Origin of the sequence: Dyadobacter jiangsuensis (assembly GCF_003014695.1) — a bacterium.
Taxonomy (GTDB): domain Bacteria; phylum Bacteroidota; class Bacteroidia; order Cytophagales; family Spirosomataceae; genus Dyadobacter; species Dyadobacter jiangsuensis.
On record NZ_PYAS01000020.1, the window covers coordinates 75460 to 87668 of the forward strand.

General features: G+C 49.9%; 9 protein-coding genes. 5 read left to right on the forward strand and 4 right to left on the reverse strand.

Going from position 1 to position 12209, the window contains the following annotated elements:
- Window positions 1-2: 2 nt before the first annotated feature.
- The 4 genes from CLV60_RS30410 to CLV60_RS30425 form a co-directional block, all read right to left on the reverse strand.
- The gene (locus CLV60_RS30410) at window positions 3-1466 is read right to left on the reverse strand and encodes a RagB/SusD family nutrient uptake outer membrane protein (protein WP_106599178.1); all 1464 of its coding nucleotides are present in this window, start codon (window positions 1464-1466) and stop codon (window positions 3-5) included.
- A gap of 11 nt (window positions 1467-1477) precedes the next feature.
- On the reverse strand, window positions 1478-4876 hold the full coding sequence (locus CLV60_RS30415; RefSeq protein ID WP_211302297.1) for a TonB-dependent receptor: 3399 nt from the start codon (window positions 4874-4876) through the stop codon (window positions 1478-1480).
- Between the two features lie 239 nt (window positions 4877-5115).
- Window positions 5116-6123, reverse strand: coding sequence for a FecR family protein (locus tag CLV60_RS30420; protein WP_106599179.1), 1008 nt, complete (start codon window positions 6121-6123; stop codon window positions 5116-5118).
- A gap of 113 nt (window positions 6124-6236) precedes the next feature.
- The gene (locus CLV60_RS30425) at window positions 6237-6812 is read right to left on the reverse strand and encodes an RNA polymerase sigma factor (protein ID WP_106599180.1); all 576 of its coding nucleotides are present in this window, start codon (window positions 6810-6812) and stop codon (window positions 6237-6239) included.
- A 387-nt stretch (window positions 6813-7199) separates the two neighbouring features.
- Here CLV60_RS30425 and CLV60_RS30430 point away from each other — a divergent pair, with 387 nt between their 5' ends.
- The 5 genes from CLV60_RS30430 to CLV60_RS30450 all read left to right on the forward strand — a co-directional run bounded on the left by CLV60_RS30430 (window position 7200) and on the right by CLV60_RS30450 (window position 11709).
- Window positions 7200-8159: a hypothetical protein gene (locus tag CLV60_RS30430; protein WP_106599181.1), complete on the forward strand. Its 960-nt coding sequence runs from the start codon at window positions 7200-7202 to the stop codon at window positions 8157-8159.
- Between the two features lie 106 nt (window positions 8160-8265).
- Window positions 8266-9132: a helix-turn-helix domain-containing protein gene (locus CLV60_RS30435; RefSeq protein WP_106599182.1), complete on the forward strand. Its 867-nt coding sequence runs from the start codon at window positions 8266-8268 to the stop codon at window positions 9130-9132.
- A gap of 219 nt (window positions 9133-9351) precedes the next feature.
- A complete protein-coding gene (locus CLV60_RS30440; RefSeq protein WP_106599183.1) occupies window positions 9352-10278 on the forward strand; it encodes an alpha/beta hydrolase in 927 nt (308 codons plus the stop codon).
- Between the two features lie 94 nt (window positions 10279-10372).
- Window positions 10373-11299 carry an alpha/beta hydrolase gene (locus CLV60_RS30445; RefSeq protein WP_106599184.1) on the forward strand — a complete coding sequence of 309 codons (927 nt, stop codon included), beginning with the start codon at window positions 10373-10375 and terminating at the stop codon, window positions 11297-11299.
- 5 nt (window positions 11300-11304) lie between these two features.
- A complete protein-coding gene (locus tag CLV60_RS30450) occupies window positions 11305-11709 on the forward strand; it encodes an NAD(P)H-binding protein (protein ID WP_106599193.1) in 405 nt (134 codons plus the stop codon).
- Window positions 11710-12209 lie beyond the last annotated feature (500 nt).

Here is a 12209-nt window from a genome sequence, read left to right on the forward strand (position 1 = left end):
TATCAGTAATTTTCGTTTTGCGTCCAAACTCCCTTCATAATGTCCATTTGTCCCAGCGGAATGGGCAACAGGTAGGATTTGAACTTTCTTTTTGTGCCTTTCGCATCGTAGGCTACCTGCGGGATCACCTTGTCGGCCAGCTTCCAGCGGACCAGGTCGTTGTAGCGCAATCCCTCGAAAGCCAGCTCGATGCGTCGTTCGTTCCGGATTACATCGCGGGTGAGGGCGGTTTTGGCAGGCATTCCCACGCCCGGCCTCGCGCGCACGTCGTTCAATGCCTTCAATGCATTCGCATCACTTCCTTTCCCGCTTTCGAACATCGCCTCGGCATACATAAGCAGCAAGTCGGCGTAGCGGATCTTCACCATATGCTGTTCGCTCAATGTGGAACCCGATCCGTTATTAATCGCCGGATTAACCCATTTTTTGAAGGCCATACCGGTGTAAGGGATTTGTCCTTCGGCAAGACTCCCGGTTTGTTTGAAACCAGCCGGATTATAAGCCCAGGGATCGCCTGCTTCGAAAATGGTCATTTTCCTGCGGGGATCGTTCGGCTCGTAAGCGTCGCGGAGCTCCGTCGTGGGGAATACCGACATCCGCGCACCAATTACCTGATCGAGCGAGTGGTAGTCGTCCGGCGCCTTGAACTGGACGGAAAACATAATTTCCCGGTTATTAGCCTGGTTTCCAAAGAATACGCCGGAATAGCTGTCCGCCAGTTTGAACGGGTTGGCAGCATCGCCGATCAGGCTCCATGCCGCGTCGGCGGCTTCACTGTAACGCTCGGCGTTCAGCAATACCCTTGTTTTTAATGCAATAGCAGAACCTTTCACCGCACGCCCATCCGTATACGCATTCGCAGGAAGGTATGAAATGGCCAGATCCAGGTCTTTCAGTATCTGTGCCACCACCTCCGTTTTGGATGCCCTGGGCGTCTCCCGGATATTGTCGTCGAGTTCTGCCGGTTTCAGGAGAATAGGCAAATCGCCGTAGAGCTGCGTGAGGTCATTGTAGTAAAAAGCTCTCAAAAACAATGCTTCGCCCTTCATGCGGTTGCGAACGGCGTCGGTGGTAGCGGTTACCCGGTCGATGTTCGCAAGGAAGTAATTACACGCGGCGATCCCCTGGAAACCAATGGTAAACGATTTGCTGACAATCCCGGTCGTGGCCGAATTGTGCTCACCACGCATTACGACATCGAATGACTCGTAACCCGAGGTATTGGATGCATTATCGGACAGCGACTCCCAAAAGAGGAAGTTACCGCTCTGCGCCGGGCCATTGGATATGATCGGTTCTTTGAGTTTGGCATAACACGCTATCAGCGCCTTATTGGCTTCCGTCTCCGTTTTCCAGAAGTTTTCGGAGTTGGGATTGGCCAGCGGATTTTTGTCCAGCGTGTCGTTGCAGGCGAACACGACCGCCGTCAATAGGAGGATAAATATATTTGTGAATCTGGTTGTCATAGCATTACGAATTAAAATGTGACTTTAACACCAAATGAGTAGATCTTGGCCTGCGGATAAATGGCCGCTCTGCCGCTGGCCGCTGCGCGTTCGGGATCGATACCCTTGAAAAACTTGGTGAATGTCACCAGGTTGTCTCCTGAAACATACAATCTGAGCATCTGGACTTTCACGCGGTTGATCAGCTTGGCAGGGAAGCTGTACCCCAGCTGAAAGTTCTTCAACCTCAGATAGGACGCATCTTGCAGCCACCAATCGGACACCTGGGTGTTGGGGGCATAGTTCTCATTGAAAATGTGCGGGATCGTGTTCGATGTTCCTTCGCCATCCCACGCCTTCTCCCAGAATGTAGGCGGCGGTCCTGCCTGCCGGAAAGGTGCTATCCCCCACTCCTTAATGTAAATCTTGCGGCCTTCTACACCTTGAAGGAAGATCCCGAGGTCAAAGTTTTTATAGTCCGCATTGAAAGTCAATCCGTAATTGAATTTCGGGAAGGCACCGCTTACGACCATACGATCGTCGGTAGTGATTTTGCCGTCCGGAACGCCATTCGGCCCGCTGATATCACGGTATTTCATGTCGCCGGGTTTAGGCTTCACGAGCGGCGTAGGCCCATTGTCAATTTCACCCTGATTTTGATAGATACCATCAAAAACATACATGAAATAGGAGTTATAAGGCAAACCTTCCTGGGTTACGGTACCATTTCCATTGTTCACTTCCCGCGCACCGAACTTCACCACCTTGTTTTTATAGGTTTCGAAATTCCCCTGGATTTTGTAGCGGAAGTCCTTGATCCTGCTCTGGTAACCCAATGAGATTTCAACGCCCGTATTGTTCATTTCCCCCAGGTTGACCGTCGGGCCGGCAACACCAATAAAATCAGGCACCTGCAAAGGTCGCAGGATATTCGTCGTCTTTTTGGAATACCAGTCCACGCTACCGAACACCGATGCCCGGAACAATCCGAAGTCAAAGCCGACGTCGGTTACGGTAGTCGTTTCCCACGTAATGTTGCGGTTGATGAGGTCGGTTTGGGTTACGCCTTGCTGCAATGAGCCGCCGATATTGTACACCACGGGGTTGAGCACCTGCTGGTACGGGTACGGCACCGATTCGCCGCTCAGCGACCGGTTTACGTTCTGGTTACCAACCTGCCCCCACGATACGCGCGCTTTCAGACTTTCGAGCCAGCTAACCTGTTTCAGAAATTGCTCTTCCGAAAGCCTCCATCCTGCCGAGGCCGACGGGAAAAAGCCCCATTTGTTGCCTTTCGGGAAGCGCGACGAGCCGTCGTACCGGAAATTCCCTTCGAGCAGGTATTTCTCTTTGAAATTATAACTCAACCGGCCGAATACCGACTGCAATGCCCATTCATAAGCCAGGCCATCGGACAATTGCCCACCGGGCGAATAGGCGCCCAGTTCCAGGATGTCGTTCGAAGGCGCATTCCTTTTGAAACCCTGCAAGCGATCGTAGCGGAACGTTTCCTGGCTCACACCCAGCAAAGCATTCAAATCGTGGTTAGCGCCAATTTTCTTCGCGTAGTTCAAAGTACCGAACACGGTATACTGCACGTCATTTTCCTTGCGGACCGTCAGGTTGTTTTCACCCACGGTGCCATTCCATTGTGTGTTATACAAATACTGCCCACTCGCATCCGGCAAGAACATATAGGCCGGAATACCCACCACATGAACCTTGGTTTGCCGGTCGTTGAATTTCACGGCCCCCTTAATCTGCCCTTTCAAACCCGGCAAAATGTTGACATCCATAAATGCCGATGCCAATGCGTAGTAGTTTCTCACATACCGCCCGCCGTTTTCCGCGAGCGCGACGGGATTCTTGTTACCACCTTCCTGAATGTAGGCCTTGGCGGCATACCGGCCGCTTCCATCGGGGAGCTTCGGCGTGAATGTAGGGTGCGCTGCCAAAGCGCTCAAAATCTGGTCCTCGGTCGAATTGCCATCGAACTGGGTATTCAATGCCGTCTCATTCCGGTCGCCTTTGGAAAAAGCGAGGTTGGTGCCGAAGGTAATGGTCTTGTTCAGGCTTGTTTTGAAATTGAACTGGGCGTCATACCTTTTGTAGCCTGTCGCGATCAGAATACCCTCCTGATTAAGATAACCCGCTCCGAAATTGTAAGTCGTATTTTCCTTGCCGCCATTCACGCTCACGTAGTGCTGCTGCATCGGGGAAGTCCGGAAAATGGCGTCCATCCAGTCGTAACTTGGGTATTGCGCGGGGTTGGTAATGCTACCCTGCCGGTATTCCTCGATCTGTGCAGGCGTGTAAAGCTGGTTGGCGTTGGTTCCTGTGTGGGCAATGGCCTTGTTGAGCAATTCCATAAACTGCACCGAATTCGTAATCCTGTCGTAGACGGACGTTGCCCGCTGGCTGCCGAAATTATAGCTGTAATCGACATTCAACCGGCCGGCCGTACCGGTTTTGGTGGTTACCAAAATCACCCCGTTGGCTGCCCGCGAACCGTAAATGGCCGCCGACGCTGCATCCTTCAATACCGAAATGCTCTCGATCTGGTTCGGGTTGACGTTGTTCAGGTTACCTTCCACGCCGTCGATCAATATGAGCGGATCGTTCCCGGCGCCACTGAATGTCCCCTGGCCACGGATCTGGATGCTCGCGTTCTCCGCGCCGGGCTGCCCGGAGTTCTGCGTTACCTGCACGCCGGGCATTCTTCCCTGCAAAAGCGACGTCGTGTTCGGCGCCTGCCGGGTAGTCAGTTCAGAGCCGGTTACGTTGCTTACCGCGCCCGTCAGGTTCACCTTCTTCTGGGTACCATAGCCGATCACGACCACTTCCTCCAATGCCTTTTCGTCGGTAGCCAGTACAATATCCAGCACTTCCCGCGTGCCTACTTCCCGCTCCTGCGCTACGTAGCCCACAAAACTGAATATGAGCACGGGGTTATCCTCCTGCAATTCAAGATTGTAACTACCATTCTGATCGGTAATGGTACCGTGGCTGGTTCCTTTGATGATCACACTCACGCCCGGCAAACCTTGCCCGTCCTTGTCCGTCACTTTACCTCTGACCGGCGCGCGTGTCTTCGTTTCCGGAATAATGACCTCCCGTTCGGTGAGAATAATGTTTTTGCCCTCCTGCCGGAACGCCAGGTTAGTCCTGTCCAGAATCATTTCCAGCGTTTTCTGAACGGTGCGAGATTCCTTTCGCAGGCTAATGTTATCAAACGGCGAAACGGCCTTCGAAAGATAGAAGATATTGTAGCCCGATTCCCGTTGAAGCGTTTGAAGTGCTTCCCTTAAAGAAGACTTTTCCAAACCCATGGTGACATTGGCATCGCGGATGTCCTGTGCGCCGCTCACCCCTGCGAGCAGCAGCTGGGTTGCCATGATCAAAACACCGACACCATAAACGCTGATCTTCATTAGATTGCAAAGATATCGGCACAAGATACCTTGCCGGATAGGCACAGTTCTTCTGCCTACGGATATAGGTTTTTTCATATATTTGTATTGTCTAGAAATTTGTTTTTGCGAATTTTCTATTCAAAGCTCCCTATTGCTGTCCAAGGCCGGGGAGCTTTTTCATATGACTGCCGGGAAGCTACGGAGCCCTGCCCGAGTGGATGGAAATCTGTTTCATAAGAATTTAGTTATTAGTCAGTTCAACGGCACCCTTCCCCGGTCAATACCAGTTCGCCGCTTTCCAGGGCATATTTTGTATTGCTGGTCAGTGTCAGCACCTTAAAGACTTCTTCCAGGGTCTCCGTCCCTGAAAACCGTCCGGTAATAAGGCATTGCTGCAATTGCGGGTTTTGAAAAGAAATATTTACGCCATACCGTTTTTCCAGCATTTCCGCCAATTCACCAAAAGGCATTTCCTGAAATACCATATCGGCCCGCACCCAGGCGGTGAGCTCCTGCGATTTCACCACTTTCTCGTCCGCGACGGTGGTATGGGTGTTGTAGGTCACTTGCTGGTTCGAGGTCAGCAGGCTGGTGTGTTTATCGCCGTCGTCCACCCGCACTTTACCCCGCGTAACCGTCACCACCACTTCGGTCTCCGAGGGCAACGACTTGATACTGAAAGCCGTCCCGAGTACCGTGGTTCTGATCTTACCTGTCTTAATCACAAAGGAGGCGGGTTTTCTGCCACTCACATTTAAATGCACGACATCGAAGTAAGCTTCGCCGGATAGCGACACTTCCCTGGTTTCGCGGTTAAAGTCGCGGTCGTACTCGATGCGCGTATCGCCGTGCAAAACCACCCGGCTCCCATCCGGGAGTACCACAAATTTCGTCTGGCCTTTCACAGACTGATGAATCACCGTTCTCGCTACTGAAAGATTGACTCCGGGCTTGCGCTGTTCCCTTACCAGATAGAAAAACCAGCCCGCACCGATCAGGATAAGTGCCGCAGCCGCCACACGCCAGAAAACCATCGGCAGAAGCGGCCGTGATCGCGCAGGCGGCGCAATGCGTTTGGCAATATTCCCTTTCATTCGTTCCCGGACGTCGGCAAGCTCGTCCTCCGAAAGCTTCGATAGCCGGTCGGACTTTCCTGCGAAAAGTTCATAGTATTTTTCGATCATGTCCGATTCCTCCTCATCGGCGTTACCGCTGAGGTACCTGGCGACGATCGATCTGAACTTATTCCTATTTCCACTTGGCATGTTTATAGAACGCTGTTTATATACCAGTGAAGGAATTCCCAAAAAAGTCCCAAACGAACTGCTAATTTTTTCAAAAAAAATTCAGGCAAACTGGAAAAAGCTACTATACGAGGCTACGGGCGAAGCAGAAAAATGGCAATAGCAAGAAGCCTCCCGATGCTTTCGCGCAGGCTTTGCTGTGATGTATTAAGCTGGTTTTGAACGGTTTTTCGCGAAATATCGAGCTGTTCGGCGATTTCCATGGTGGAAAGTCCTTCCAGGTAACGTAACCTGAAAATTTCGCGTCGCTTTTCGGGCTGCGTTTCCAGCCACAGATGAATGCTTGATAGCAGTTCATCCCTCATGTAACCGGAATCGGCGTCGTCACTGGAAAACGCCATGTAATCGAGCGGTTCCTCGAAGGCCGGAAGGTTTTTCCGCTTATGGTAAACCGCAAAAACCTGGTATCTCACCGCTCCCAGCAAATATCCCCGAAGGTTTCCGATCTGGCGGTTCCCCCGCTTATTCCAGAGGTCGACAAAAACATCCTGGACGATTTCTTCACTATCCGAAGAATCATTAAGCCTTTTATAAGCCTCGTTATACAGTTTTTTCCAGTACCGCTCGTAAATCAAGTCGAATGCTGCCTCCGAACCATCCATGAGCATGGCCATCAGATTATCGTCCGCTGCATTTTCGTCGATATACATTTAAGGGAGTGGCGAAATTTGAAACAAAAATAGTAAAAAAATAAAGACGTTATGTCCTATTTTTCTTCACGACGTGGCTTGCTATACCGCACAAATTGATTGAAATCCAACCAAATAGCCTACCGATACGACGTATACGTTGATCAATAAGACAGGCTTTCGACTGCGTCATCACCGTCATCAGGTTTTATCCCAGCCAGCGAGGCAACGCTTGGAGCGAACAAACCTGTCTGTATTTTGGTTGACCTGAAACCGAATCTAATTCGAACATTTTCCCGCAAAAAATTAGCCAGTACGTTGAAAACTAGTCCTGCAATCTGTTTATTCAAACCTTACCACACAACTCTTTTCGTAATAACCCTGCTTATATTAATGTACGGGTGTACGATGAAAGATACCTCCCCAAACAGGAACCCGGAGATTTCCGAAAAAGCACAGCATATCGTCCGGGAAAAATATCCCGATGCCAAAAATTTGTCGGGCACAGTCATCGAAAAAGATAAGGTGTTCGAATTCTCGTTCCAGGTTGGCCACGAGCAGTATTCGACCATTGTAAATAATACTGAAGTTATATCGACTGCCCGAACCAGCGCAGAGCAAGTACCCGATTCATTGGTCAGCAAACTTCAAAATGCGACAATAAAAGGCGGCACGATCTCGGATTACCGGACCATTACCTTGTTCGATGGATATGTACCTACCCCGGCGGTAAACTATCACTTAAACGGAATGGATTTCGTGGCAATTTTTGGGCCCTCTGCGATTTACATGTCCCCTCATCCCAGATTGTATCATATCAGGGACATCAACGATTTACCAGACCACATTATCGATTTCATCCAAAAACGAAGTAAACCTAACCCTACGTTTGTTAATACACTGACCAACTTCAATGAAGAAACAAGGCAGACGATCGCCCAAAACAACGAATTCGAATTCGGGGGTGGTACTGTTTATATTAACCTTGATGGGACAAAAACGTACGAAGTCATTGTCAGATTTCTGGGGGTTGATTCACAAAGCCTGCTCTTCGACAAGGATTACAATTTGATATGGGTAGGCAGTTTCAATCAGATCCGGCAATACAATGAAGACTTCACCGGGCGCAACTTCGATACCAACCTTACGAGAAAAGAGATATCGGCCTTTACCGATATTCTCGGAGCCCCTTCCCATTTCCTTAATTTCGGACTGGACGTGGGCTATAATCTCATGAGAAGTTACCGGAATGAATACGAAGGGATCACAAGCTACATTTTCTGGCTCGATAACGGCCGGGGAGAACAATGGATGCTTCGTTATAACGCCGACAAGAAGATCGTATTTTCTTCCTATTCGAAGGGGTGAACGGGTGTTCAGGGCCGGATCAGTGAAATGTATCCTTTTATCCGTTATTTGTCTCCGGACGCGGCGGAATGAAATGACTAATTTTGTTTCAAATAGGGATGACCAAATGAGCACGAGAATACTGAGTATACCGGAGTTCTGCCGCTACCTGAATGTGGGCAACTTGAAGAGTGAGGACCTGCATGTGGTCAATTTCGAGGGGAAAAATGATATGCGCCTGAAATCGGAGCCGGTCACTATCGATTTCTACCTTTTGGCAATCAAGCCGCCGATGGACAGCAAGCTGGCCCCATATGCATTGCTTGAAGATCAGACCGATTCTTCCTATATGTATGTGGACTGTCCGCAAAACACTTTGAGCTGGGAAATCCAGCCGCCGTTTTCGGGATATGCCATTATGGTAAGCGCCAAGTACCTGGACAAATATGCCAAGGATTACACTTTTGTACACTACAACAACCATGAAGCTCTTTTCCTGACCAAAGATGAAGAAACTATCCTTTGGGACCTTTTCGGAAAAGTGGATCATGAGTTCGGGAAAGAACATTATTCGAGTACAGTTATCATTTCTTACGTCAACCTGATTTTGACTTACGTCAAGGGGTTTTATGACCGGCAGTTTGATACCCGGAGCAATATTTACCATAAAGTGATCGCAGATTTTTATAAGAACCTGGAAAAGCATTTCCGCGAAAATGAAAGTATTCCAGGACTACCCTCGGTAGCCTACTTCGCACAGAGCAGCTATCTCTCTCCCAACTACTTCGGGGATCTGATCAAGCATTTTACCGGAAAATCGCCCCTGGACCACATTCAAGACCACGTGGTGATGCTCGCAAAAGACAAGTTGCGGAATACCACACTTTCCATCAGTGAAATATCGTATTCCCTGGGTTTTGATTACCCGAATTATTTTGCGCGCTTCTTCCGCAAGAAGACAGGCCTTTCACCGAAAGTTTTCCGGAATCAATAGCCCAGCATCTGGTAAATGAGTTTAATGTAGCGTCAATACGATCATTTGTAAAGCAGCCTCGAAAGGGCTGCTTTACCTTTTTTGCGGCCATCGTTTTTTGCCCCCTTTCTCAGAAAACGTAATCTGTATCCTTCTTCGAGTAATCCGTATCCGTCCCGAGGCGGAGGCCTCATTTACCTTTGTTCTGTCAAAATTGATAACCATTTAAAGATTAATAGTATGGCAACGCAAGAAAAAATCAGCATCCATAATGCGAACGGACAAGGAATTACGCTTTCTGCAATTATCCATTTTCCCGGGGGCTTTGAGCAAGGCAGAAAATATGCAGCGGTAGTTGTATCCCATCCGGGCGGAGGTGTGAAAGAACAGGCCGCAGGCCTCTACGCCCGTAAATTGGCTGAGGCAGGGCTGGTCACCATTGCCTACGACGCGTCCTACCAGGGCGAAAGTACCGGGGAACCACGGCAATTGGAGAATCCGTACATCAGAACGGAAGATGTCAGCGCAGTAATTGATTATTTGACGACACTGCCTTATGTGGACGCCGAAAAAATCGGCGCGATGGGAATTTGCGCCGGCGCGGGTTACACCGCCAATGCTGCCATTAACGACCATCGTATCAAAGCTGTCGGGATGGTCAGCGCCGTCAATATCGGCTCGATGTTCCGCAATGGATGGGAAAACAATGTAAAAGATGCAGACGCGCTTCCTTACCTGGTAGCAGGTTCCAACGCCAGAACCGCAGACGCAAAAGGCACAGGCATTCAGACAATCCCATTGGCTCCCTTGAGGGAGGAGGACGCACCTAACGAGGAACTAAGAGAAGCCTGGGAATACTACCATACTGATCGCTGCCAATACCCGACTGCACCTGGCTTCGCCACGGCCAGGAGCCTGACACAGATCATCTCTTACGACGCCTACCATAAAGCAGAAGCGTTTTTTACTCAACCGCTGCTCGCCGTGGTCGGCAGTGTGGCCGGTAGTGCCTGGATGAGCGACGACCTGCTTAAGATCGCGGCATCTGCCGATAAAAGAAAATTCATTATAGAAGGTGCAAACCACATGTCCCTGTACGACCGGGATACCTATGTAAACGAAGCCATTTCGCAACTGGCACCTTTCTTCGCTGAAAAACTGGCGTAAACATTAACTGCAATATAAAAGAAAAGCCGGGGCATCCTCTTGCCTGCCCCGGTTCCGGAAATCAAATCGGTTAATGAAAACAAACAACTTCACAATGAAAACGCTATCAATCAGATTCAATAACATAGCATGGGACAACGCAGGTACCCTGATGTTCCCGGCGGACTTCAACGAAAGCAAAAAATATCCGGCTGTTGTCACCATGCACCCGATCGGAAGCTGCAAAGAGCAGACGGCGGGTAATGTTTATGGCAAAGCCCTGGCGGAAGCCGGCTTTGTGGTGTTGAACTTTGATGCCTCCTTCCAGGGAGAAAGCGGCGGAGCGCCGAGATATATTGAAAATCCTTATCAACGCGTCGATGACGTTCGCTATGCGATCGACTACCTGGTGACCTTGCCCTATGTTGACGAAAACAGAATCGGGATCCTCGGTGTATGTGGCGGTGGCGCCTACTCGCTGAATATCGCCATGACCGAAAGGCGTATCAAAGCCGTGGTTTCCATTACCGGAGTGAATTTTGGGCGTTTGCTGCGCGATGGATTTGCGGGTGGGGCGCCACTGGATGTACTCGACAAGGTAGCGGGTCAGCGAAGCTTCGAAGCGAAGGGCGGCGATTTACTGACCATTAATATGCTCCCGGAATCCGTTGAAGCTGGAAAAGCAGCAGGGATCAAGGATATAGACGTCCTGGAAGCAACGGATTACTACAAAACCAGTCGCGGCCATGCGCCGGGAGGTGCTACCAGCGCGGTCTATTCACGCCTGAGCACCGGTATGGGCTGGGATGCATTCCATCTCTGTGAAACCCTGTTGACGCAACCGATCCTGGTGGTGATTGGAGATAAACCAGGTGGTTTCGGCGCATACAGGGATGGCTATGAAGTTGTTCGCAGGGCCGCTTCGATTCAAAAAGAATTGTTGGCAATTGAAGGATATTCTCACTATGACCTTTATGACCAGTCCGATCCAACCGGACAGGCTCTGGCAAAAGTTATCCCTTTCTTTCAATCAAACCTTTGATCAAAATGGCTGTAAAAGTTTTGGTGCTGGGCGCTCGCGGAGGTATCGCACAGCACGTCACAAGATTTCTCAAAGGCAACAAAGGCGTCGAACTAACCCTTTTTTCACGCAATACAAGTGTTTTGAAAGATGAAGCACCTGGCGCGGCGGTTATCGAAGGAGATGTACTCCGCAACACCGACCTGGACACGGCAATTAAAGGACAGTACATTGTGTACGCGAACCTGGCAGGGCAGATCGATAAGATGGCTGCGGCTATCGTAAAATCAATGGAGGCTGCTGGCGTAAAACGGCTGATATTCATCACCTCGTTGGGTATCTACAAGGAAATCCCGGGTAAATTCGGGCAATGGAATGAAATACGGATACGTTCGCTCCCTATCGCAACAAAAAAAGCACTTAGAAACTAATCTAAGTGCTTGATTTTGAAGTGATCCCGTTGTGATTCGAACCGCACCGGCGGCCCGGACAAGACCTACTGCTTAGAAGGCTACGCGCCCCGGGCAGTTGCTCTATCCAGCTGAGCGGCATCGTTATGCAACAAAAAAGCACTTAGAAACTAATCTAAGTACTTGATTTTGAAGTGATCCCGTTGTGATTCGAACCGCACCGGCGGCCCGGACAAGACCTACTGCTTAGAAGGCTACGCGCCCCGGGAAGTTGCTCTATCCAGCTGAGCGGCATCGTTATGCAACAAAAAAGCACTTAGAAACTAACCTAAGTGCTTGATTTTGAAGCGATCCCGTTGTGATTCGAACCGCACCGGCGGCCCGGACAAGACCTACTGCTTAGAAGGCTACGCGCCCCGGGCAGTTGGGATCAAGCAGAAAATCTGGGGGGAAATTAAGCATAAAGTTTCGAGAGCCTGAATAGGAAGAACGGAATATCCCTTACACCTCTGGAAGATGAC